The sequence below is a fragment of the Paenibacillus sp. JCM 10914 genome (genome assembly GCF_001315105.1).
In the GTDB taxonomy this organism is placed as follows: Bacteria; Bacillota; Bacilli; order Paenibacillales; family Paenibacillaceae; genus Paenibacillus_AQ.
Window position 1 is genome coordinate 59413 of the sequence record NZ_BAZR01000003.1, and the last position, 23390, is coordinate 82802.

The window sequence follows — 23390 nt, forward strand, 5'->3', positions numbered from 1 at the left end:
TGTTCACTTCCTTCGTTAAAAATGAATATCGACGATTATTCAAGGGAGGAGGTAAGGGCTAACTCGCCAAGAATTTCTCCTAAATTTTGATTGGTTGATTTGAATTTCTCCTCTATTTTTTGAAGCTCTTCAGGGTTAAATGCATTGAACACTTCATTCATGATTCCAGTGTCGAGAAGAACATGCGATACTTTAATGTGATCTTCAATAGATTTGCATTGTGGGTAAGGAATACTTGTAAATTCCTTGATTATGAGACTATTCAATAGTCCGATCGTTCCCGCAATAAGCATGTCGTTCAAATCAGTCCGATTTTTCAACTCTTGCAAGAGTGCAAGATATTGAATGACAACGGCTTCCACGCGAGATTCCCGAAAAACCTGCTGGATATTGACCTCGTAAGAGTTATTCAGAATCGAGATCGTTTTATTCGCGTTCAACTCACTCTCAAGTCTCTTTAACGCCTGAGTTGTTAGTTTTTTAATAGGTTTTTTTACTGTCATGGTATCATTCTCCCTTATGGTTAATGGTGGTGTCTGTTAAGACATTGGTACAGTGTTCTTGTTCGAAGAAGACTCTATGAAATGTCTTATAAATAAAGGAAGAGCCACGGCATTTGCCTTGGCTCTTCCCAATAAAATGATTAGTCTTCGTAAATTACCATATCAATGATGGTATCCACATCTTCAATCTTCTTAGGGAAGAGGTCGAATACCAGGCTCAGTGAGCTAGGATCGCCTGTTGCCGACATGCTGATGGTAAAGTTAGGATCAATTTTGGCTTTATGATACACGATTTGTGCACCAACAACTTCACCAGTGACTTCGTCCGTGTATGAAGTATCCCCGACCATATAGACATATTTAGGGAAGCCGGTAGCAGTAAAGGAGAGTGTATTCGCTTCTGCTGCTTCGAATTGGTAGTACACCTCAACTTCATCACCAACTGCTACAGTTGCAGAAGCATCGAGTTCTACAACATTTCCGGTGACTGAAGTAACGGTTTGGGAAACCTCCGTGCTAATTCCATTGATATAAGGGTGCACGCTGACTTCATTAACGGAACCAACCGGTGGTTTGGATAGCGTTACTTGTTTGGTACCCGTACCATCGTCTTGGACAGTAATTACTTCCGTTTTATAAATGTTTTGTTTGCCTTTACGAATTTCCTCGCCTGCCAACATTGCAAGATGCTGCATGGAGAAGAGCTGGGTTTCCATGGTCAATTTTGCCGTTTTCTCACCATCCCAGGCGATACGACGTGCGCCAGCGCCCATCGCATAAACACGAGAAGAAGTCATTTCTTGCGAAGCGGTGTTAGCATAGTCAAACGTCATAATTGGTTTCTTTGTAGCGTAATCGAAGATTTGAAGTTTTAGAATATCACGGGAACCGTATTTACCAAGGTTTAGCATAGTTGTTTCCTCCTAGGGATCATAAATTGATTTTTTAATTTAGAATTTTGTTCTAACTAACCATTCAGGCAGTTGGGAATTTTCTTTGAGATAACCGTTCGCCCAGACGGGTAGAAGCCTGTTATGGTTTTCTTTTAAGTTAATGCGCTCAAAATGTTCATACATTTGATAAACGGTGAGATTAGAAACATTGAATATATGAATGCCGTTGCCTTCTGCGCAGCAAATAATGGAGAGGATATCTTTGATATCCAATCCTGTGTTTTTTGCATTTTTTGATTTAAGGGCATTCATTTTCTCAAATAATTCTTTGGCTTTACTATTTTTGAATTTTCTAGGTGACTCTTTTGAATCCTGTAGACCATTTAGTTCTTTGATAACGTTGTACATATCCTTATAATTGTCGGAGTTCACCAGAACTTTGTCACCTATGTTAAAGGTTTTAGCAACCGAATGATAAGAAACATTATCTTTGACAAAGAAGGAGTAGGCTTTTGAGATGTACGCAGGGATCGAGGGATGGCTTGTAAGCAAGTCATAAGGATTTTCATCCATAAGGTTCATGATATCCGTTTCAGAAAGACCGAAGAGGTTAACGAGAATCGTGTGGATATTGAATGAACAGAGGGTGATATGTATGGAGTATTCAATTTCTCCAATGTCTGCGATGTCTGAAAGGGTGGGAGAGTATACCGGGAATTCTGAGTTGAATATATGAGGCTTGCCAAGAAATGCATTGAGACGATCAATCATCACGATTCCTCGTTATAATATATTTATTTTATTGAAGGGGGTGCTAAAGGACTGCGCTCTTGAGCTTTTGTGCAGGTCTAAATACAGGTACGTTAGCAGCGGGAATATTCATCGTTTCTCCCGTCTGGGGATTACGGACTTTTCTGGTCGTTCTTCTCTTTACGATAAACTTTCCAAATGAAGCAATGTTGACTTCCTCGCCATAGTATAGGGCATTGGTAATTTCATTAAAAACGCCATTGACGATACCTTCGATATCTTTTTTAGGATATTCGGTATGTGACGCTACAGCGTGAATCAGATCTTTTTTGTTCACAATGGATTAAGCCTCCTTTCTAATATGATGATGTGGCATATATGATAAAGGAAAAGTAAGTGTTCGAAAATATGGAGATCATTTCGAAAGGTCACTTACTCTCCCTTAAATACGATTACGAAAATGAAGAGAATTTAATAAATTCCCTGTAGTACGGCGTTTTAGTGCATCGTAGTATAGAATGTGCGCATCTTCTCAGGTATCGAAAACCCATAAAGGATAAGGGTTTACAGACATTATTTAATATCGCTAGTGTTATTATATTTATTTTTATGCCATGCCATTCGTTTTCGTAATTTTTCTTTCTCTATCGAACAGGATTCACAGTAGGCTTTTCGGTGATGGTCAGCTTTGATTCTTATACCACAGTGATCGCAAAGTATGAAATGGTTCGTATAAATTGCTTTCAGATTGTTTTTTAAATTCTGAACCAAAATATCTCCGAAACTCGACCACAATGTAGTTTTAAAGCTACTCTTCTTGTATTGGTATAGATATTCGACAAGAATATCAACCAGTTCCTGTGGGTTGCTGTTTATTTCTAGGAGCTGCTCACGAATGTCCAAATATATATATAGATTTTCGGCAGAATCATAATGGTCAAATGTTCCGAGTTCCATGAATCTTTTCTGAAGGTCCAGCTCGGTATACCGATTAATAATTTCTTCATTAAGAATGATAGAATCCGTCTTGTTATTATGGAGTAGCATCTTGTAATTGAATTGTCCTAAGTTTAAGGCCTTGAACTGGAGCCTGGGGTTAGGGATTAACTCAGCTAGTCTATTCATTGTGCTTTTGTTAACGTCATCAACAAGATCGGGCAATTTGTCTTTGGCATATCTAAAGAAATGAGGGACCTTTGCAGCGGTATACGTTGTAATTAATTCTTTAATCACTGTGGGTCTTTCTGGTTTATAAAGCGTCTTGGCGTAATCAATGGTGAAATTATTCTCCATGCACAACAATTTAATTACATCGAGATTGATGGCATTGCTGTTCCAGATCTTCGATATATCATTGCTTATAACTCCAATGTTCCCTCCGGTATAAGCAGCCGTGAGACCACGGTAAATATTCTCCTTATTAATCGTTTCTGCGTTCGCATTCGCCATTCTATAATATAAAGGATAGATATCGCTCATATTTCGCTGCGCCACTTTGACCAAAGTTTTATCGTTACATACGAGACTTTTGTCGCCGTCGACATCAAACATGAGCAATTTACTGATTGGATCATGAGAGCTAGTATATAGATTACTGGTAGTGAACCATCGACGCAGTTCTTTGTTGACGATGTTTTTTCTGATTGCATGCTCGCGATAAAGGTGAGGACTTCTTAAGCAATCAAGATACTCTTCATCATGATATAGAGAACAGAATACTTCGCCATTTCCTAATAAGCCTTTAGGATGGTTATGGCCAAGAAATAAATATTCGCAGAAGGCATATAGATCTGGACTAATAAAAGTATACTTCCCGTCAATATCCATCTTTCCTGCCCGGGCATTTTTGACCATGCTCCTTTTGACCTGTTTTAAAACTTCTCGGCTGTATGCATCGTTCAGTAGTTCTGGATAAACCTCCAGGGCTTGCTGAAAATAATTCTTGTTCGAGTTTGTATCGGTTACACCTAAAATCTTGAGCATAGTTTTGCGATCCGTACCGATATTTATAATCTTCTCTCGCGTTTTGCTGCTTAATTCCATCAATTCTTCATTTGTGCAGTCAGTCAAGGTCTGTAATATTTGATAATTGGACTTTGCATTTGCAATCCGATCCTCTTCCTCGTTGCATTTGCTAGCATGACATTGATGTTGTACAAACAGCTGTTTGTAATCGCTCCATGAATTATAATATTTCCACATCTTAAATTGACTTTTCGTAAAAATGATTTGTATGTCATCTTTCAAAATATCGTATTGTTTCCCGTAGATATCAGTCACAATCCCGCATTTTGATCCTTTTCTATTCGCTTCGCGGATAAATTTATCGAATGGGAAAGGAACAAGGAGGCCCTTAACCCAGGGGAGTCTGATCATCATGCTTTTTTTGCTAATTTTGGGCAGCATCATACCACAGCCATCTGTATGCTCAATAGCAATATCCATCTCTTGTCTTGTTATTTTATATGTTTGATCGTCAATAAAATCAACCGTGCTCCGCAGTGTTGTCTCCATATCATCGACCACGATGGCTTTGTGTATATTAAATTCATGCCATTGGTCTGTCGCACTATTACATAATGCTAGATAGGCTAAGTATTTATTGATATTCACTCCACCTTGCAGATTGATCTTATCTGTGGTTAATCCACACATGAGAGAATGACGGTGATTTTCGAAAACACTTTCTTTGATGAATAACGTTTTCTTCGTGCGGATTTGACCAGCACTGGCAGTGAAGCATATGTATTTATGACCGTTGTACATAAAACCGTTGTAGATCAAGCTTTTTAATACCTCAAAATAATAAGTCTGAATAACCATGATATCCTCAGTCAGTTGATTGTGCTGCATCGATAGTGTTCTGGTTAAGGTTGATTCGAATACGGATATGATATTTTTTTTGCTTAATAGCTCTTTACGTAGATATCTGATTTTCTGTTCACTTGCGATAAGCGTTTTTAAAGATTCTTTAAGTGTTTTAATATTCGTATTTATTTTTGTCAGAAGTTGAGTGATTTTACTATGATAATCGCTACCGGCTGAGTATTGTGTTTTCAGTCTCAACAGAATCTTTCTGACTCGATAACGTTTATTGAGTCTTCGATGTAGTTTGTATTCCTGATCCGTATAGAACAAACTTGTGTCTACACTATAAATAAAAACTTGTGCATCCATCTAATGTATCCCCCTATGTGTATCTAATCTAGTTAATCGAAATTGATTATATCATCATTATTATATTTATGTTAATATAAATTCGGAATGTACCTCTTATCTTTAAAGTATAGGTTGTGTAAATGATGAAACGGAGATATAGATTACAAAAACTTATTGTCGACTGTCCGATCGAAAGGCTCGAGGTGTGGAAAGATACTAGTGTTTCTTCACACAGCGCACAGGTGCTTGACAATTTTTTAACCCATGGTTATAGAATATTTGATGCTGAGTTTAATGAAATAATCAGAACTGTAGACGAGCAATAGGATTGAAATATCGGTAATAGATGCATATGATACTTTTTGTATATTGATACCAATTTGAAATATGTATTATTTTTATTTTTTGTGTATAATAGAAAAGATAGGGAAAAATCAGCCAAGTCCGTGTGAGGTGAAAAGGTTTTGTTCAGGGATCGTGAAGAGTTGGAGAAATCCTTGCTTATTGTGCTGGAAGAAATAAAACATGATCGAAAAATATTAGAATTGGTCAATCGCGAACTGAAGAAATATAGCGTTACGAACGGTACCATCAATTCCATTGCCCGTGGTCACGAGCGAATCGCCTCTATAGAAACTGCCAAGTTGTGTTTAATTTGCTTGGCCGTACATACCATTACCGGTATTCATTCAATATCCCCATATGAATATTTTTCCGAGCGAGAAGTTGAGGAATCCAAGAAGGTTTCTGGTCGTTTGCAAACCAATCAGGTCCTTAAGTTGCCAATTCAATTGGAAGATGTAATCATGCTTGAATTGGATCATTATATCACGAAAGTGAAAATGTCAGATCTTGTCCAAATGTATCATTCCCAACTGATAACATACGATTATGAAACGCAAAGAAGTCCTAAATTTAAAAGCACGAAGAGTGGTGTTCTGCCTGTGCCAGATATCAATAAGAAAAGTGTTGAGGATATTTCTCAGCATATGTTAAGTGAAACCTATTTATCTGATATGTTAACCTTGAATGTGTATTCTACAGAGGTCGAACCTATTCTGTTTAACAGACAGAACAAGACTTTAACTATTAATAAGGGGGCTATAATCTCTATTCTGGATGGATTCCACAGGCTTCAAGGTGGTGTGCGAGCCGTGGCTATTAATCCAGATTTAGATCTGGATATGATTTTATCTGTTCGAAGTTATGATACCGACACGGCTAAGAAATATTTTGGGCAGATTAACACCATAAATGTAGTGAAACCTCAACGTTTAAAGGAACTGAAGTCGCAAAGTTACTCTGATATTGTTGTTAAGGATCTTCAAAAGAATTCAGATTTGAAAGGCAGAATTGCTTCCAGTTCGAAGATCAGCGAAATTGCCGGTCAGTTGACAACTTTTGATATTTTATCATACGCCATTGATAAGGTGTTTGAACCCAAGACTACGCTAGAAGCGAAAGAACTTTCCAAATATCTTGTCGATTTCTTTAACTATCTATCTGGTTTATTTGCTCAGGAATTTATACTAAATCCTAATGAGTACCGTGAGAGCTATATTAATCATCCGTTAATGTTTGCCGCTTATATTCAGATTGCTAAACAATTTAAGGAACAAGGAATTGATTTAAATAAAATTAAAGATAGGGTAGAAGAGATCGAGTTTCATGATCATGGCCTGATAGAGATCCTGCAAGATCGAAGAGGAATGAATAATAATAGAAATCGCAATGCAATAATGCATTATTTCAGTTGATTTTATTAATCGTTGATAAGAGGGTGACGAAGTGTCTAATAAAATATACGAAAGCGGCTTTTATAACGAAGAACGGAAGCAAATGTTCCTAAAAGGGTTAACACCGAACACTTTATCAACCTTCTCAAGGGTACTAAATAGAGCCAAAATGCTTGAAGAGCAGTTTGGAAAGGACCTATACGATTTTAACATCTATGAGATTGAACACTTGATCAGCTATTTGAATCCGAGAACCATGAACTCGGTGCTGTCATCTGCGTCGATTATTCAGAATTATATTCGATGGGCGATCGAAGAGGACTTAAGATTAAATAATCTGAACCCACTGGACGCGATATTCGGGCAAGAGTACTATTCGAAGTTCGTGGATAGAACGAACAAGCTTATTTTCTCCAAAGAGGAGATAGATGATATGACAGGGGGCCTAGTTAACTTTCAAGATTCAGCCATAATTCATTCTATATTCGAAGGGATATTAGGGAAGGGGTATAGTGAAGTACTTAATTTGACTATTCATGATATTGATAATGAAAATCTGAGCGTATTACTGAGAAATAATACGAAAAGCAATACTTGGTCGGAACGTAAATTAGAGGTTTCGGGTGAGCTTATATCCATGTTGAACATGGCATATAGAGAAGAGATTTATTATAAGAATAACGGCAATCCAGCATCGAATCTAAAGGCCCCAACATCAAAATTAATTAGTAACGATTACGTGTTTCGCAGTGCCATATTAAATACGAAGGCCGATGGCAAAGCAGACTCGCATTTGATTCTCCGAAGATTAAAAAAAATAGGAGAGTGGTATCAACAGCCCTTCCTTACGGCTATAAACATCCGCAATTCTGGCATGGTTTACACTGCAAACCGATTGAGGCAAGAAACTGGAAAGTTCGATAAAGAAACATTTGATATGGTATGTGATCGATATAACATATCCAAAATCAAAAATAGCAGCGATTATAATGCATCAAGAATTCGAAACGACTTTCTGAATATTGATAAAATAATTGAAATTTATGGAGAAGAATAAGTCTAGTGAGCTTATTCTTTTTTTTTTGTGCACGTGGTGATATCTTCCTCCCTGTTATTTTATTAATACTATAATTAAGTAGCCATGATCTCAGTGAGACGGCAACAATGAAGCAAAATTTACGGGGGAGTGTTCAAAAATGAAATCGATTGTTGTAATCCGAAGAGAGGGTAAGGTACTCCATGATCAAGCGCAGTGGCTTAACATCGAAGATGTCAATTTTTCAGAGCCAGAAAAAATTAGGGGAGAGATACGAACAGTTCTGCATACGGATAATGGTGAGTTTGTATATTGTACTACGAACGATCAAATCGTGGAGCTCTTGTCAAAAGAAAGCGGGTTTCTCATCACAGATCGCGGCAGAATGGCAAATTTAAAAAAAGAAATCGTAATTGATTATGAGGCAAGAAAGATCTTTTATCAGAGATACAAAAGCTTTGTAACTATAGCGAATTCAAAATTAAAACTTCTGAAGCAATATATGCATCGGCATAAAAAATAATCAATAAACAAAATATATTAATTTTTAGTTGGGAAAATTATCTTGTTTCACAAGTAAATAAATCGTATAATCAAAACAGGAACAAATGTTCGCTTAAAATAATTCTTTCGACATAAAACGACATATACAACTACTCTTTTTTCTGTTCATTGTGAAGTCAAGAACATTTCAAAGGCAATCTAATACCATTGTATTAATTTACCATACGCTATAATATGGAACATGACGGACAAGTATGATTCTTACAACAAGAAGATTGAAGGAGAATATATATGAATGATGAATTACTTACGAAACTGCAAATAAGTCCTGCTGCTGTGGAATTAATATCCATCATCAATTTTTTATTTACTTTGGCTGATGACAAGCAGAAGTTATTTGAAGATTGCGAAGGAAAAGAGGGCCGGGAAATTAATCGATATGTGAATCGGACACGAAGAGACATTATTTCCAATAGACTTTATGATATGGAGGATTTCGTGAAGGACTGGCAATTAGATCATAAATCCGCACTGGAGAAATTGTTTCAAGAGCCGCTAAATGATGCGAAATTGTCTAAATTAAAAATCGAAGATCCCAGGTTTATTTTTAAAATACATAGTACTCAGCCACATATAAGGTTTATGAGATTCATTATGATCGTCTGATCGATTCGACTAGTAGTAATATAGCGTAATCAATAATAACAAGGCGTATAAAGTAAATATAATGGTGAATTGGTTTTTGTTTATATATATGTCATTTTAGTTATGAGCAATATATGTAACGCTCGTTTACAAACATAAAATAATAACTGAGGTAGATTAAATGAAACTTAAGGCAACAAAGGATTTGGACAAAGCAAGGTATGTCTTTATACAAGCAAACCGATTCTTCAACCGGGGCTGCCAGGTTCAAGAAGGGAGGATGTATAAGATCGAACGGAATTATGCTAATAAGCTTTTTGTGCATGGTGAAGCATATATTGTGGATGATGAAGGGAAAGAAAATGAATCTGTTTTTGCGGTGTGTAGTGTTCGACTCTATATGTGAATCATCTAAACTTCAATCGTTTATCAATTTGCAGTGCCGTGAACGTGTTCTCATTTGAGAATATAGGGATATAGTCATAGAACCTCATAGGAAGCTTCACTTATCAACACTTTTCGGGCATTTCCTGTGCTTTACATTCATTGACAGAACTTAGGGGCGGTGGTATTCTCCAATCAAACACGGGGAGGGGTTTCCCCGCCTTAAGAGGTCGGTTACGGCAGCAGGAATATATACCGCTAACTGCAACTCTTCGGAAGAAGAGTTTTTTTCATGTCCGGAAAGAAGCGTGTACTATAAGGAAAAGAATGTGATGACAAATGCTGGTTCGAATGCGAACCCGAATGAACGGCTTGCTGGAACGATATTTTACCGGGGAGACGATGGATTACCGTCAAATCTTTGCTTTATTCTTCCCTATATTGATTGACCAGGCTTTTATTATCGGATTGAACTTGGTGAACACCGCGATGATCAGCTCATCCGGCGTAGCGGCGGTCAGCGCCGTGAACATGGTTGACGCCCTTAATATATTTCTCATTAATGTGTTTGTAGCGGTGGCTACCGGTGGAACCGTGGTCGTCGCACAGTATAAAGGAAGCGGCAACGCCCCGATGGTGTCCAGAGCCTCGGCCGCGACAGTGACTTCGGTGGCGATGATCGCTTTCGCGATTGCGCTGCTGATGATCGGGTTCCACCAGCCGGTGCTGCAGTTGCTCTTCGGCTCTGCTTCGCCTGAAGTGCTGGAGAGTGCTCGAATCTACCTGATTGGCAGCAGTACTTCGTTCATTGGGATCGCGATCGTGCAGGCGGTGTGCGGAGCTTTGAGAGGTATAGGAAAGACGAGGGCTTCGCTGGCATTATCCCTGATCATGAACCTGCTGTATGTTGTGCTGAACATCATGTTTATTACTTGGTTGAACATGGGTGTGTTCGGTATGACTCTGGCCGTTAATATTGCTCGTTTTGTTGGTGCAGCGTGTGCTCTTTATTATTTATTCCGTGTGGATGCGACTCTGCATGTGCGTCTGCGAGACTTGTTTCATTTTCCAATTTCGATGCTGCGCAAGATCATGTTTATCGGGTTGCCCTTTGCGGCAGAACAAATGTTCTTCAATGGCGGCAAACTGCTAACGCAGGTGTTCATCGTAAGTCTGGGAACGTATGCGATTGCCACCAATGCGATCGGATCATCTTTGGCTGGAGTGTTCCAGATTCCGGCGAGTGCGTTGTCGCTTACCATTGTCACGGTTGTTGGTCAGTGTATCGGTCGGGGAAATATTGCGGATGCGAGGCGCTTCATCAAATCTTTCTTGTGGCTGGGCGCGATATCGCTAGCTTTGATGGGACTTATTCTGATGCCGCTCTATCGGCCGCTGGTGGGATTGTTCAACCCGCCGCCAGAGATTGTGCAGGATTTATTCATTGTATTGTTGATCAATACGCTTGTTCAAGTGCCTCTCTGGTCAATTAGCTTCATTCTCCCTTCTGCACTGCGTGCCGCAGGCGATTCGAAGTTTACGTCCCTAACGTCGATGATGACGATGTGGCTGTTCCGAGTGATTCTCGGTTATGTTATGGGGGTCGTGCTTGGCTGGGGCATTCTCGGTGTCTGGCTCGCCATGAACTGCGAATGGGGCGTGAGAGGGGCTATCTTCTGGTGGCGATTCCGCGGGAAGAAGTGGTATGCACACAAGCTGATTTAGTTTGCTATTGGTTTAGCGAGGCGAAGGAAAGTATCCGTTAAAATACGCCATTAGGGTCAATTCATTTATACAAGGTAATTTATCTCTCAAACCGGTTGAAAACCAAGGAGTTATGCAGTCTGCATAGGTTCCTTGGTTTTTTTGCGTTACCTAAATGGCGATCTCTCGTTGCTCAGCAGTTTGACAATATACCCATGGGGGTATATGATGTATTCATGCATGAACCTATTACCCAAACAAGCTATATATGATTCTTAAGAAGACAGGGGGGCGTATATGAATTACAACGAACAGATGAAGAATCGTGTGAGACGCATGGAAGGTCAATTGCGCGGCATCCTGAAGATGATGGAGGAGCACAAGGACTGCAGAGATGTAATTACCCAGTTGTCTGCAACACGCACGGCCATCGATCGCACCATCGGCGTCGTAGTTAGTAGAAACCTTGTAGACTGTGTACAGAGAGCAGAGGAGAGTGGGCAGGATCCAGAGGAGCTTGTAGTCGAAGCGGTTAACCTGCTTGTGCGAAGCAGATAAACGAATAGAGACCATCATTCTAAGGAGGAATTATGTTGAACGCGGATAAAGTTTTGGATGCTAAAGGTCTGGCATGTCCCATGCCAATCGTAAAAACGAAGAAAGAAATGAAGGAACTGAATCCTGGTCAAGTGCTGGAGATTCACTCAACCGACCAAGGCGCGAAGAGGGATCTGACCGCATGGGCGAAGTCGTCAGGCCATGAATGGCTTGAGGATCGAGAAGAAGACGGCGTGTTGAAATTTTGGATCAAGAAAGGGTAATTTTTTTAATCGAATTTATACCCTATGGGTATATAGGAGTATGAAGTTATTTACAGGGGGATTGATAGCGTGACGGAGCCAAAAAAGACGACCATCATATTATTTAGTGGTGATTATGATAAAGCCATGGCCGCCTACATTATAGCCAATGGTGCGGCGGCGTATGACCATGAGGTGACGATCTTCCACACGTTCTGGGGGTTGAATGCGCTTCGTAAGGACGAGGATGTGCTGCTGCCCAAGAAGAAGAATTTCATGGAGAAGATGTTCGGGAAAATGATGCCGCGCGGCGCGGATAACATGGGGCTGTCCAAGATGAACTTTGTCGGCATGGGACCTAGAATGATCAAGGATGTTATCAAGAAGCATAATGCGGTTCCATTGCCTCAACTCATCGAGATGGCTCAGGAGCAGGAGATTAAGCTGGTTGCATGCACGATGACGATGGATTTGCTGGGCTTGCAACAGGAAGAACTGCTGGATGGCATAGAATATGCGGGCGTTGCCGCTTACCTGGGTGATGCGCAGGATGGGAATGTAAACTTGTTTATATAAATAACCTGGAGATATTTTTTTAGAGTCTAATATACCCCGTGTGGTATAAAAAGAAGATGTGGAGGTCTGATGTGAAATGACAGCAATTGAATCCAATGTACAACTAGACACCAAAGGGTTGGCCTGCCCGATGCCCATCGTCCGAACGAAGAAGATCATGAAGGACCTTGAAGCCGGGCATGTGCTGGAGATTGAAGCGACGGATAAAGGGTCTACGGCGGATATGAAGGCATGGGCGGAAAGCACCGGTCACCAGTATCTCGGAACCATAGAAGAAGGCAGTGTGCTGAAGCACTATATCCGTAAATCAACAAGTGAGGAAATCGGGGTTGTTTCCTTTCCGAACGTCGCCACGAACGCACAACTGGAGCAGAATCTGCAATCCGCTGCGCCGAGCGTTGTGCTGGATGTGAGAGAGGCGGCGGAGTATGCATTCAATCATATTCCCCATGCTCTATCCGTTCCGCTTGGAGATCTTGAAGAGTGGATCAAGGAGTTGAATCAAGATGACATCATTTACGTGATCTGCCGCACAGGCAGTCGCAGCGACATGGCAGCACAGAAGCTTGCCGCACGCGGATTTACGAACGTGTGGAACGTCGTACCTGGTATGAGCGAATGGAGCGGACAAACCGAAGGGCTTAATGAATAAGCCCGCTACAAATATAAGCGATGGATCAAAGATGACAATACGCGAGGAGGACTGCACCATGACCGCAAGAGAAATGCATGCGCAAGAGGTTGCCATGAAGGCGATTGATAGGGAAGAGCTGTTTATTTTGGATGTACGTAATCCTTCCGACTTTGAAGAGTGGAAGATCGAAGGGAGAAATTTTCAGCTGCTCAATATCCCGTATTTCGATTTGATCGATGGGGTGGAGGAAATTCTGGACCAGATCCCGTCAGAGCTGGAGGTGCTCGTTGTATGCGCCAAGGAAGGCTCTTCGATCATGGTAGCTGATATGCTGGCCGAGCAAGGTCGCAGTGTTGCTTATCTAAAGGGCGGTATGAAAGCTGGAGCGAACATCTTGTACCGTTGAAGGTCGGGAACTTGTCAGGTGGTGGTGAGCTATATCAATTCGTCCGGATCGGAAAAGGATGCTTGTCTTACATGGCTGTGTCGAGCGGCGAAGCAGCCCTGTTTGATGTTACGCGCATGACGGATGTCTATCTTGAATTCGCACAAAGCGTCAACGCTGACATCAAGCATGTGTTTGACACGCATCTGCATGCAGACCACATCTCGGGAGGACGAACGATCGCCGAGCAGACAGGTGCTGCCTATTGGCTGCCGCCGAAAGATGCAGGTGAGGTCGTATATGAGTATGAACCGCTCGAAGGTGGGGACGTGGTCATGATCGGCAATACAACCATCCGTATGGATGCGCTACATTCTCCAGGCCATACCCTTGGTTCAACTTCAATTGTACTGGATGACCGGTATTTATTAACGGGCGATATCCTCTTCATCGATTCCATTGGACGCCCGGATCTGGCGGGTATGGCTGAGGATTGGGTGGAAGATCTGCGAGAGACGCTGTATGGTCGTTATGCCGATCTTTCGCACGAATTGATTGTGCTGCCGGCACATTATATGGTCATGGACGAGTTGAACGAAGATGGCACGGTAGCCAGGAAACTGGGCGAACTGTATCGCGATAATCATGGCCTCAATCTTTCGAACGAAACGGAGTTCAGAGACATGGTCACGAAAAATCTGCCGCCGCAGCCGAACAGCTATCAAGAAATCCGTCACACGAATATGGGAATCATCACGCCGGACGTCGATCGGCAGCGCGAAATGGAGATTGGACCGAACCGCTGTGCGGTACGCTGATGGTGTAAGGGGGCAGCACGATGGAACTTAGTCTTACATTCATTATGACGATTTTTCTTATCGGATTCATCGGCTCCTATATTTCCGGTATGATTGGCATCGGCGGTTCGATCATTAAATATCCGATGCTGCTCTATATTCCGCCGTTGTTCGGACTTGCGGCATTTACGGCGCATGAAGTGGCGGGCATCAGCGCCGTACAGGTGTTTTTTGCAACGATCGGTGGGGTGTGGGCCTACCGCAAAGGCGGCTACTTAAACAAAACCCTCATCATTTACATGGGCTTTGCGATATTGTTGGGGAGCTTCATCGGCGGATTCGGCTCAAAACTGATGAGCGAGAGTGGCATTAATCTCATCTATGGACTCCTGGCTCTCATCGCCGCCATCATGATGTTCATTCCGAAGAGAGGTGTTGACGATATCCCCCTGGATCAAGTGATTTTCAACAAGTGGCTGGCTGCTGTGTTAGCGCTTGTTGTCGGAATCGGCGCAGGGATTGTTGGCGCGGCGGGTGCGTTTCTGCTCGTCCCTATCATGCTGGTTGTGTTGAAGATACCGACTCGGATGACCATTGCCACATCACTTGCAATTACCTTCATCTCATCGATCGGTTCGATGGCAGGGAAGCTGATGACAGGACAGGTCGATTACATGCCCGCACTCATTATGGTAATCGCCAGCTTGATTGCTTCGCCGATGGGTGCTGCCGCGGGTAAAAAAATGAATACGAAGGTGCTTCGAATCATGCTGGCGGTGTTGATCCTGGCAACGGCGATCAAGATCTGGTTGGACATCTTATAACATACACCGGACATCATTTCACCAGCGATTCGTTCATATACTGATAACGTTCATCATGACGGTGAGGTGGAGGTAGAGGTTATGGATGAGATGCACGTCGCAGTTGAAGCGGAGATTTATAAGTTAACGGATTTTTTGATTCAGAAGCAGCAACGTGATGGGTCATGGCATTTTTGTTTTGAGAATGGGGTCGCGGTGGATGCGTACGTCTTGATGCTCTTTCGCATACTGGATATACAAAATGAAACACTCGTTCGTCAATTGCATGATCGTGTTATGGCTGAACAACAGCCAGGTGGGGATTGGCGTTGGTATTATGATGAGCATGAAGGCAATTTATCCGCATCCATCGATGCATATCATGCCCTGCTCTATTCTGGATATAGCCGACCGGAGGACGAACACATGGTGCGGGCCAGGCGTTACATTCAGTCGCAAGGCGGACTGGCAAAAGCCTCCGGTGTACTGACCAAAGCGATACTTGCCGCAACCGGTCAGCGAACATGGCCGAAATCAATTTCGGTAATTCCAGTGGAACTCGTTCTTTTTCCGGACTATATGCCCATCAATCTGTATGAGTTCTCAGGCTATTCGCGCGTTCATCTGATCCCCATGCTCATCATGGCAGACCTGAACTTCTCCATCACGTCAGAGTGGGCCCCGGACCTGTCTGATCTGCAAATTTCTCGTCATATTGAAGAAGAGGAGGAGCATCAAGAACATCGGGAGATCATAGACAGCATTCGGGTTGGAATTCGGCGCCTTCTCGGTTCGCCACGGTCTATTCATGAAGCTGCGCTACGCAAGGCAGAACGATTCATGCTGGATCGCATCGAATCGGACGGCACGCTGTATAGCTATGCAAGCACCACGGTTCTTATGGTGCTGGCTTTGCTTGCCTTGGGCTATGATAAGCAGCATCCGGTCATTATGAGGGCAGTGCAAGGATTAACCTCACTACAGTTTCGGCTGAATTTCAAGGCTACCACAATTCAGAACTCCCCTTCCACGATCTGGGACACGGCGTTGATTACGTATGCATTGCAGGAATCGGGGATCGTGGAAGATCATCCATCAGTAAGGCGTGCAGCCGACTATCTTTTGGCACGGCAGCATGACAAGACGGCGGATTGGAGTGTTCATAACCGGGGTACGGTTCCTGGCGGATGGGGATTCTCGGAGAGTAATACCCTAAATCCAGATGTGGATGATACGACGGCAGCATTAAGAGCGATTCATGGCTTATCATACAACGATCCGGATCAAGTCTATCAGCATGCAGCGAGTCGCGGATTGAACTGGGTGATATCGATGCAGAATAAGAACGGAGGCTGGCCGGCTTTCGAAAAAAACACCGACAAAGAGATGCTCACCTGGCTCGCGATTGACGGAGCGAAGTCGGCTGCGATTGATCCGTCGGGGGCAGACCTAACCGGTCGAACACTTGAATATCTCGGCCGTTTCTGTGGCTTCAGCACGGAACATCTGTTCATAAAGCGAGGCGCCGAATGGCTGATTTCGAATCAGGAACAAGACGGGTCCTGGTATGGAAGATGGGGAATATGCTACATTTATGGTACTTGGGCAGCAGTGACAGGTTTAAGGGCAACAGGAATCCCAGCCGATCATCCCACGATTCGAAAAGCGGCAGACTGGTTATTACACATCCAAAATCCGGATGGCGGATGGGGAGAATCGTGTACCAGTGACCGCCTCATGCGGTATGTTCCGCTTGGGGCAAGTAATCCTTCACAAACGGCTTGGGCGCTAGATGCGCTGATATCAGTTCAGTCAGAACCATCCCCGGCCGTAATTAAAGGCATGGGCACTCTGATTGAATTGCTGCACGTTAACGACTGGAGGACCGAATATCCAATGGGCGCCGGACTTCCGGGCAGTTTCTATACCCATTACCACAGCTACCGTTATATCTGGTCATTGCTGGCCTTAGGGCACTATAAGCAGAAATATGGTAAACAAGGAGTGTTACATTCATGAATCCATGGCATGAACGATTTCAAGCAGAAGAGTACGTATTCGGAACAGAACCGAATGTGTTTATCGCCGAGATGCACAAGAAACTAGATCTGTCCGGTCATGCACTGGCCTTTGCTGAGGGCGAGGGACGGAATGCCGTGTATCTGGCTCGTGAAGGCATGCACGTTACGGTGTGGGATTACGCTGAGTCTGGTCTGAACAAAGCGAATAAGCTCGCTGATGTAAGCGGTGTTAAGATTCATACGGAGCTGGTGGATCTCAACGAGGCACGCTGGACGAAGGAGCAATGGGATGAAGTTGTGTGCGTGTTCGGACATTTTCCGAAGGAACTAAGAACGAAGACGCTGGCAGGTGTGAAGGAAGCCGTGAAACCGGGGGGTTATTTTCTCACCGAGGTGTACTCTACCTATCAGATTCCTTATGGTAGCGGAGGACCGAAGGATGAGGCGTTTCTATACACTCCGGCAGACCTGCTCGAACCTTTTGCCGATTGGCGAATTGTCCATTTTTTCATGGGTGAGGTCGTTCGCGAAGAAGGTCAGGGTCATCAAGGATTGTCGCATGTCATTCAGTTTGCCGGTCAGAAGCCTTAAACAGGTTAAAGATAATAGAATGAGAATGGCATTAGGTGAATAGCTTCGACAGATCGAGCGGATCCCCTTGCAGCACATAGTCCGATGGCGATAGACCGGTATGCTTCTTAAATATCCGATAAAAATAGGACGTGTCATAATAACCGAGATATTGCGCGATGTGAGCGATGCTCATACCCGAATGAAGCAGCAGGCTGCATGCCTCCATGATGCGGAGCTGGTGCATATATCGAATGGGTGAATGACCGTATACTTCCTTAAAGAGAGCCGTAGCATAGTTGGGAGAGCGATGGATTAACTTCGCCAGCGATTCAATTTCAATTGGGTCCCGATAATGCTCCAATAGATACGTTCGGATGGTATCTGCGTATTTCCGTTTGCTTGGCGGGAGCTCCGTTTTTTCGAACTCGCGAGCGAGCATTCCAAGCAACTCCTGCAGGATGCCTTGACAGATCTGGGTGCGATAACCCTTAACCCCGCGCATCTCCTCATATAGACGCTCACAGCAATGAAATACATATGGAGTAGAAGACAATGTGAACTTTGAGTAGCTTCCTTTGTCCAGATACGGAATGCCTGTAGCTTCGTGGTGAGCCAGCGTAAACAGAATCGTGTGCTTCTGGTGTGGAGCTCCGTACCAATTCTGACCGCTTCGCCTTGTTCCTTGCGGTATAAAGAGCACATCGTCTTTGACTGCAAGGACCTCTTCCCCATTCAGCTCGTAACGTACCTTTCCCTCCCGCACCACGACTAAGACGTTGTAAGCAATCGTCTCGAGTTGTGTCCGCCAGTTCGGAATGTAATCGTCGAAGTTCACGCTCATTAATTGGATCACCTAGTAACACCCCGCCGTGATTTTATACCTATAGCCTAGCATACTTACATCACTTATGTTCATAGAAATAGTGCAAATGCACGGAAGCGTTAGTGTTAGTTCGTTGTAGAAATGTACAATGAATATCGGAAATGTACATCGACTTCGCCAGTGGCAGTCTCTATAATTTCAGTCAAGGCGGTATGATTGTGGAAGCGCACACAGACTGAAGCTAGAAGGGAGGATCTGATGCGATATGAGAGTATTATTGCTGGATTTGGATTCGACAAGACCGGATCATCTGGGATGTTACGGCTATCACCGTAATACATCGCCTAACATTGACCGGATCGCAGCGGAGGGTATTCGCTTTGATCATTACTACACTTCGGATGCCCCATGCTTTCCTTCCAGAACCGCCTTAATGACGGGGAAATTCGGTATTCATAACGGTGTCGTTGGTCATGGGGGTACGGCTGCGGACGTGCGCCATGAAGGAATAACGCGGGATTTTCGAGATAAGTTGGCTGCAGAGAGTTTTCCGGCATTATTCAGGCGGGCAGGCATGAAGATGGCGTTGATCAGTCCATTCGGTGAACGACACTCGGCGTGGACCTTCTTTGCAGGTTTTAATGAAATGTACAATACCGGCAAGGGCGGTTTGGAATCGGCAGAGGAGGTCTCGCCGGTTGTGCTGGATTGGCTCGAACGCAATGCGGATGAGGATAATTGGATGCTGTACGTGAACTTCTGGGACGCGCATACACCGTATCGAGCACCGGAATCGTTCGGTAACCCCTTCCAGCATGAACCTCTTCCCGATTGGATTCATGAAGAAGTGCTGGCGGCACATCAGAGAAAGGTCGGGCCGCATGGCGTTAACGAAATCAATATGTACGATAGCGAAGTAACGCCAAAGTATCCGCGCCACCCTGGGGAGATTAGGACGCTGGATGATCTGCGAACGATGATCGATGGTTACGATTGCGGCATACGTCATATGGACGAGCACATTGGGGCAATCTTTTCCCTGCTGGACAATAAGGGATTAATGGAGGACCTGACCGTTATCATTACCGCCGATCATGGGGAGAACATGGGTGAGCTTGGCATATATGGAGAGCATGGAACGGCAGATCAGGGAACCTGCCGTATCCCGATGATCATTCGTGGACCAGGCATCAAGTCGGGCTTGACGGATCAAGGACTGCATTATCATCTGGACCTGTTGCCCACGATGGCGGATATGATGAATGTTGCACCTGCGCCAAGCTGGGATGGTACGAGTTATGCCGAAAGCTTGCGAACGGGTAAGGAGCAAGGTCGGGATTATCTCGTGGTATCCCAATGCGCGCATGTATGCCAGCGAAGCGTACGGTTTGGGGACTGGCTCTATATTCGAACGTATCACGACGGTTATCATCTATTCGATAAAGAAATGTTGTTTAATATATCGGAGGACGTGCATGAACAGCATAATCTGGCGTCAACGCGACCGGATCTTTGCAGGGAGGCTGTATATATGCTGATGGAGTGGCATGATGAGATGATGGCAAGCATGCCGTTCGATGTGGATCCGTTATGGACGGTGATGAAGGAAGGGGGGCCATATCATGCCAAAGGTCATCTGCCGCAGTATATCGAACGTTTGAAGAATACGGGCCGCGGCGAAGCGGTCCCAGAGCTTATGCGTCGTCATCCGCGTGAATTTGCGTAAAGTAACGAGTGAAGAAAGAAGAGGGGCAGCCACTGAGAACGTGGTTGCCCCTTTTGATATGTCTGATTACGTAGAAAAATCAAAAAAATGATTAAATGTCATCGGTAAGGACGGTTTTGCCAAGGCGGGCAATGTAGAAGACCTGGACGCGTTAATTACTGATACGAGAGCTGATGCGGAAGCCATCGAGCGGGTGAAGGAGCGCGGTGTTAAGGTTATTGTTGCACAGACAGAGGAAACGGGTTTTGGATGAGTGCATCTTCAGAAATCAGAGTGATTTTCCAATAACCGTGTTAGATCCGACTAAGCAGGTTAATGTATAGAGTACCCTGACATGGAAGAAGACATTTCTTAATGAGGTGTCTTTTTTCTATTGGAGAATTAGGTAAATACTGCAACATCTGCAGACAAGCCCCCGTCTGAAACATAACACAGCAAAGGATGGTGCATAAGCTTTATGAACAAAAAAATAGCTTTATCAGGACTTATTGCCGCTACGGCTGCCTCAATGATGTTCACTCCTCCGTTAGAGGCAGCAACCACGCAATCGGTACAATTTCAGATGAATCAATTATCGTATTCGAATGATTCAGGTAAACATGCTTTGACTACGGCTCCATACGAGCTGCGAGGTCATTCTATGGTACCCCTTCGTGCGCTGGCTACTTCACTCGGATCGAATGTATCATGGAATCAATCTAATCAGACCACGACGTTATCAGGACCCTCGTATGATGATATTAAACTTACGGTAAACTCCAATATTGCGATTGATGCTGACGGACGACAAATTAAGCTCCCTGAGCGTGTGACGCTGGTGAAGGGCAGCGTATTCGTGCCGGTTAGAAGTATGGCTGTACTAATGAAGGCGCAATTGAAGTGGGAATCCGGCACTCGCACCGTCACCGTTACGAAGCCTTCCGATGCAGCGAATCACATTCAAAGAAGCTACAATTTTGCTGCTGATAAGCAAGGCTGGAAAGGTGGGTTCTCCGACCTGCCGGTAGACTACGACCCGGACATCTACGAACTGGAGCACACAAGGAACTTATTCCGCTTGAAGATGGCAAGGAGCAGTATGGACTGAAGTTATCCGGGGTAAACCGCAGTGACGATTTGTTTATGTTCCTATCGCGGAACGTAGGCGGGCTTACGCCCAACACCACGTATGATGTGAAGATGAGTTTTGCGATGTACACCGATCAGCAAGGGGGTATGGTCGGTATTGGCGGAGCTCCGGCTGAATCCGTCTTCGTGAAGGCTGGCATCGTGAATAAGGAGCCGAGAGCGGTGGTGGTTGAAGAAGCAGGGACCCCATACTACCGAATGAATGTGGATATCGGCAATCAATCCATTAGCGGAGAAGACGCGAAGGTCATCGGAGATATTACCAAGCCTAATCCAGATAAAGCGGGATTTCAACGGGTAGACTTTGATTACAGCGCTACCGTGACTTCCAATGCACAAGGCGAGATCTACTTGTTGATAGGTACGGATTCCGGATTTGAAGGCTTGACCACCTTGTATTACAACGATATCAAAGTGGCCGCGACACCTAAGTGATTTTCAAAGACCAGATCGTTGAATAAGTCGCCTCTAGCCAAGAGGCGGCTTTTGTTTTGGCATAAATCGTAAAGCAAGGTGTTTGAAGATGAGAAATGGCTAAAAAACATTTCATTGCACACATTGTGCAATGAGTTTCCCTTAGGTATACTTGATAAGGGGTGAGCTGAATGAACCAACGAGCCAAGGTAATAAAGATCATCGGGATTAGTCTAGGTGTAATCATCATCGGAGTCATTGCTACAGTGTATCTATTGTTGAATCGAAAACCTATCGTTCTGGAAGATCTTGCAGAAGCCAAACCCTTTACATGGCGTAAAGTGGACTTAGGTAACGATGTTCAATCCAGCGATGGATCGGCATACTATCTGTTGACCAAGAAGGGAGCCAGCGATCGCTGGGTCATCTTTTTTTCCGGGGGCGGAGTCAGCTGGGATGGCAAGAGTGCGGCACAACCCATTAAGGTCATGAACTTTTTTACAGGCAAAGACTTGGGGAATTACTTCGCCAATATTCCTCCTTACCTTCTTACGATTCTGGACGGCATGATGAACTCTAAGCGCGAGGATAACCCGTTTAGAGAGTGGAACATGGTATATGTCCCATATGCCACGGGTGATTTTCATATTGGTAATCGCAGTGCAGCATATGACAAGCCGGACGGAAGCAGCTTTACGATGGAGTATAATGGCAGAACGAATGTAGAGCGGAGTTTAGAGTGGGTGTATGCCAATGTGAAAGATCCGGAGAAGCTGCTCATTGCCGGGGAAAGCGCGGGAGGGTTCGGTTCTGCCTTTTGGGCCGGGGAGATTTCCGAGCATTATCCTACCACAGATATTTATCAATATTCGGATAGTGCTTTTTTATATAGCGACAAGTGGCCGGATATCTTGGATCAGGAATGGGATGCTGATGTTGAGCTGAATTTTGGATTCCCTGCTGAGGCAGATTTGATTGGAGCAGCATTCAAGGGCAACAGCGATCGGATGCCTGGCGATACGGTGTTATTGCAGAGTTACTCTGTATATGATGAAGTTCTGATTCATTTTGAAGACCGGATTAATGACATGGATAGTCCACTAGATGGGCAGAAGATTGAAGAGTGGACACGCCGGCTTCGGCAATCGGTTCGAACGTTAGCTGATACAGTACCGAATTATTATTTTTTTCTAACGGATTACGGAATGAACGACAAGACGGGGATGACCGGGCATACGTTTGCTACGAGAGATACTTTTTATGATGCAGAGGAAGATGGTATTACATTACTGCGGTGGCTCGATGATATCATCAATCAGGAGGAGCGGTATTCTGTGGGGAGTATGTTCATTAACGAGTTAGAAGAAGGGGAAAAGTAGGCAGATGCGAGCCTTTA

23 protein-coding genes and 1 pseudogene are annotated in these 23390 nt (G+C 43.9%); 18 read left to right on the plus strand and 6 right to left on the minus strand.

What is annotated here, in order from left to right; translation table 11 throughout:
* Nucleotides 1-35: 35 nt before the first annotated feature.
* The 5 genes from JCM10914_RS05775 to JCM10914_RS05795 form a co-directional block, all read right to left on the minus strand.
* Complete coding sequence (locus JCM10914_RS05775; RefSeq protein WP_023958472.1) at nucleotides 36-503, minus strand: hypothetical protein; 468 nt, start codon at nucleotides 501-503, stop codon at nucleotides 36-38.
* A gap of 140 nt (nucleotides 504-643) precedes the next feature.
* The gene (locus tag JCM10914_RS05780; RefSeq protein ID WP_023958474.1) at nucleotides 644-1414 is read right to left on the minus strand and encodes a hypothetical protein; all 771 of its coding nucleotides are present in this window, start codon (nucleotides 1412-1414) and stop codon (nucleotides 644-646) included.
* Between the two features lie 39 nt (nucleotides 1415-1453).
* Nucleotides 1454-2167 (minus strand): hypothetical protein, encoded by a 714-nt coding sequence (locus JCM10914_RS05785; RefSeq protein ID WP_023958476.1) that lies wholly within the window; start codon nucleotides 2165-2167, stop codon nucleotides 1454-1456.
* Between the two features lie 43 nt (nucleotides 2168-2210).
* A complete protein-coding gene (locus JCM10914_RS05790) occupies nucleotides 2211-2483 on the minus strand; it encodes an HU family DNA-binding protein (protein ID WP_023958478.1) in 273 nt (90 codons plus the stop codon).
* A 236-nt stretch (nucleotides 2484-2719) separates the two neighbouring features.
* Entirely contained in the window at nucleotides 2720-5323 is a 2604-nt protein-coding gene (locus tag JCM10914_RS05795) for a hydrolase (RefSeq protein ID WP_023958480.1), read from the minus strand.
* 446 nt (nucleotides 5324-5769) lie between these two features.
* Here JCM10914_RS05795 and JCM10914_RS05800 point away from each other — a divergent pair, with 446 nt between their 5' ends.
* The 14 genes and pseudogenes from JCM10914_RS05800 to JCM10914_RS05865 all read left to right on the plus strand — a co-directional run bounded on the left by JCM10914_RS05800 (nucleotide 5770) and on the right by JCM10914_RS05865 (nucleotide 17921).
* On the plus strand, nucleotides 5770-7062 hold the full coding sequence (locus JCM10914_RS05800) for a DNA sulfur modification protein DndB (RefSeq protein WP_023958482.1): 1293 nt from the start codon (nucleotides 5770-5772) through the stop codon (nucleotides 7060-7062).
* 31 nt (nucleotides 7063-7093) lie between these two features.
* A complete protein-coding gene (locus JCM10914_RS05805) occupies nucleotides 7094-8098 on the plus strand; it encodes a hypothetical protein (RefSeq protein WP_023958484.1) in 1005 nt (334 codons plus the stop codon).
* 139 nt (nucleotides 8099-8237) lie between these two features.
* A complete protein-coding gene (locus JCM10914_RS05810) occupies nucleotides 8238-8600 on the plus strand; it encodes a hypothetical protein (RefSeq protein WP_023958486.1) in 363 nt (120 codons plus the stop codon).
* A 272-nt stretch (nucleotides 8601-8872) separates the two neighbouring features.
* Nucleotides 8873-9247, plus strand: coding sequence for a hypothetical protein (locus JCM10914_RS05815; protein ID WP_023958488.1), 375 nt, complete (start codon nucleotides 8873-8875; stop codon nucleotides 9245-9247).
* 160 nt (nucleotides 9248-9407) lie between these two features.
* Nucleotides 9408-9632: a hypothetical protein gene (locus JCM10914_RS05820; RefSeq protein WP_023958490.1), complete on the plus strand. Its 225-nt coding sequence runs from the start codon at nucleotides 9408-9410 to the stop codon at nucleotides 9630-9632.
* A 317-nt stretch (nucleotides 9633-9949) separates the two neighbouring features.
* Nucleotides 9950-11335: an MATE family efflux transporter gene (locus tag JCM10914_RS05825; protein WP_023958492.1), complete on the plus strand. Its 1386-nt coding sequence runs from the start codon at nucleotides 9950-9952 to the stop codon at nucleotides 11333-11335.
* A gap of 276 nt (nucleotides 11336-11611) precedes the next feature.
* On the plus strand, nucleotides 11612-11872 hold the full coding sequence (locus JCM10914_RS05830) for a metal-sensitive transcriptional regulator (RefSeq protein WP_023958494.1): 261 nt from the start codon (nucleotides 11612-11614) through the stop codon (nucleotides 11870-11872).
* 32 nt (nucleotides 11873-11904) lie between these two features.
* Entirely contained in the window at nucleotides 11905-12135 is a 231-nt protein-coding gene (locus JCM10914_RS05835) for a sulfurtransferase TusA family protein (protein WP_023958496.1), read from the plus strand.
* A 69-nt stretch (nucleotides 12136-12204) separates the two neighbouring features.
* On the plus strand, nucleotides 12205-12690 hold the full coding sequence (locus JCM10914_RS05840; RefSeq protein WP_023958498.1) for a DsrE/DsrF/DrsH-like family protein: 486 nt from the start codon (nucleotides 12205-12207) through the stop codon (nucleotides 12688-12690).
* 76 nt (nucleotides 12691-12766) lie between these two features.
* Nucleotides 12767-13342 (plus strand): sulfurtransferase TusA family protein, encoded by a 576-nt coding sequence (locus tag JCM10914_RS05845; protein ID WP_023958500.1) that lies wholly within the window; start codon nucleotides 12767-12769, stop codon nucleotides 13340-13342.
* A gap of 58 nt (nucleotides 13343-13400) precedes the next feature.
* Nucleotides 13401-14527 (plus strand): annotated as a pseudogene (locus JCM10914_RS05850) (MBL fold metallo-hydrolase).
* Between the two features lie 20 nt (nucleotides 14528-14547).
* Nucleotides 14548-15330 (plus strand): sulfite exporter TauE/SafE family protein, encoded by a 783-nt coding sequence (locus JCM10914_RS05855; protein WP_023958506.1) that lies wholly within the window; start codon nucleotides 14548-14550, stop codon nucleotides 15328-15330.
* 81 nt (nucleotides 15331-15411) lie between these two features.
* The gene (gene shc / locus JCM10914_RS05860; RefSeq protein WP_023958508.1) at nucleotides 15412-17328 is read left to right on the plus strand and encodes a squalene--hopene cyclase; all 1917 of its coding nucleotides are present in this window, start codon (nucleotides 15412-15414) and stop codon (nucleotides 17326-17328) included.
* Nucleotides 17325-17921, plus strand: coding sequence for a bifunctional 2-polyprenyl-6-hydroxyphenol methylase/3-demethylubiquinol 3-O-methyltransferase UbiG (locus JCM10914_RS05865; protein ID WP_023958510.1), 597 nt, complete (start codon nucleotides 17325-17327; stop codon nucleotides 17919-17921). Before shc ends, JCM10914_RS05865 begins: the two co-directional genes overlap by 4 nt.
* Before the next feature lie 31 nt (nucleotides 17922-17952).
* On the opposite strand, the gene JCM10914_RS05870 is transcribed toward JCM10914_RS05865, so the two are convergent.
* Entirely contained in the window at nucleotides 17953-18744 is a 792-nt protein-coding gene (locus tag JCM10914_RS05870) for an AraC family transcriptional regulator (RefSeq protein WP_023958512.1), read from the minus strand.
* 247 nt (nucleotides 18745-18991) lie between these two features.
* Between JCM10914_RS05870 and JCM10914_RS05875 the strand changes: the two genes are divergently transcribed.
* The 4 genes from JCM10914_RS05875 (at nucleotide 18992) to JCM10914_RS05890 (ending at nucleotide 23373) form a co-directional block, all read left to right on the plus strand.
* On the plus strand, nucleotides 18992-20452 hold the full coding sequence (locus tag JCM10914_RS05875) for a sulfatase (protein ID WP_023958514.1): 1461 nt from the start codon (nucleotides 18992-18994) through the stop codon (nucleotides 20450-20452).
* A 457-nt stretch (nucleotides 20453-20909) separates the two neighbouring features.
* On the plus strand, nucleotides 20910-21539 hold the full coding sequence (locus tag JCM10914_RS05880; protein WP_023958516.1) for a copper amine oxidase N-terminal domain-containing protein: 630 nt from the start codon (nucleotides 20910-20912) through the stop codon (nucleotides 21537-21539).
* Between the two features lie 35 nt (nucleotides 21540-21574).
* On the plus strand, nucleotides 21575-22015 hold the full coding sequence (locus JCM10914_RS05885; RefSeq protein ID WP_148300183.1) for a hypothetical protein: 441 nt from the start codon (nucleotides 21575-21577) through the stop codon (nucleotides 22013-22015).
* 170 nt (nucleotides 22016-22185) lie between these two features.
* Nucleotides 22186-23373, plus strand: a complete 1188-nt coding sequence (locus tag JCM10914_RS05890) for a pectin acetylesterase-family hydrolase (RefSeq protein ID WP_023958521.1) — start codon at nucleotides 22186-22188, stop codon at nucleotides 23371-23373.
* Nucleotides 23374-23390 lie beyond the last annotated feature (17 nt).

Bases quoted from the DNA above. Each gene is read 5' to 3' on its own strand.
- JCM10914_RS05775 (WP_023958472.1), bottom strand. From the start codon at position 503: ATGACAGTAAAAAAACCTATTAAAAAACTAACAACTCAGGCGTTAAAG.
- JCM10914_RS05780 (WP_023958474.1), bottom strand. From the start codon at position 1,414: ATGCTAAACCTTGGTAAATACGGTTCCCGTGATATTCTAAAACTTCAA.
- JCM10914_RS05785 (WP_023958476.1), bottom strand. From the start codon at position 2,167: ATGATTGATCGTCTCAATGCATTTCTTGGCAAGCCTCATATATTCAAC.
- JCM10914_RS05795 (WP_023958480.1), bottom strand. From the start codon at position 5,323: ATGGATGCACAAGTTTTTATTTATAGTGTAGACACAAGTTTGTTCTAT.
- JCM10914_RS05810 (WP_023958486.1), top strand. From the start codon at position 8,238: ATGAAATCGATTGTTGTAATCCGAAGAGAGGGTAAGGTACTCCATGAT.
- JCM10914_RS05815 (WP_023958488.1), top strand. From the start codon at position 8,873: ATGAATGATGAATTACTTACGAAACTGCAAATAAGTCCTGCTGCTGTG.
- JCM10914_RS05820 (WP_023958490.1), top strand. From the start codon at position 9,408: ATGAAACTTAAGGCAACAAAGGATTTGGACAAAGCAAGGTATGTCTTT.
- JCM10914_RS05825 (WP_023958492.1), top strand. From the start codon at position 9,950: ATGCTGGTTCGAATGCGAACCCGAATGAACGGCTTGCTGGAACGATAT.
- JCM10914_RS05830 (WP_023958494.1), top strand. From the start codon at position 11,612: ATGAATTACAACGAACAGATGAAGAATCGTGTGAGACGCATGGAAGGT.
- JCM10914_RS05835 (WP_023958496.1), top strand. From the start codon at position 11,905: ATGTTGAACGCGGATAAAGTTTTGGATGCTAAAGGTCTGGCATGTCCC.
- JCM10914_RS05845 (WP_023958500.1), top strand. From the start codon at position 12,767: ATGACAGCAATTGAATCCAATGTACAACTAGACACCAAAGGGTTGGCC.
- JCM10914_RS05855 (WP_023958506.1), top strand. From the start codon at position 14,548: ATGGAACTTAGTCTTACATTCATTATGACGATTTTTCTTATCGGATTC.
- shc (WP_023958508.1), top strand. From the start codon at position 15,412: ATGGATGAGATGCACGTCGCAGTTGAAGCGGAGATTTATAAGTTAACG.
- JCM10914_RS05865 (WP_023958510.1), top strand. From the start codon at position 17,325: ATGAATCCATGGCATGAACGATTTCAAGCAGAAGAGTACGTATTCGGA.
- JCM10914_RS05870 (WP_023958512.1), bottom strand. From the start codon at position 18,744: ATGAGCGTGAACTTCGACGATTACATTCCGAACTGGCGGACACAACTC.
- JCM10914_RS05875 (WP_023958514.1), top strand. From the start codon at position 18,992: ATGAGAGTATTATTGCTGGATTTGGATTCGACAAGACCGGATCATCTG.
- JCM10914_RS05880 (WP_023958516.1), top strand. From the start codon at position 20,910: ATGAACAAAAAAATAGCTTTATCAGGACTTATTGCCGCTACGGCTGCC.
- JCM10914_RS05885 (WP_148300183.1), top strand. From the start codon at position 21,575: ATGTTCCTATCGCGGAACGTAGGCGGGCTTACGCCCAACACCACGTAT.
- JCM10914_RS05890 (WP_023958521.1), top strand. From the start codon at position 22,186: ATGAACCAACGAGCCAAGGTAATAAAGATCATCGGGATTAGTCTAGGT.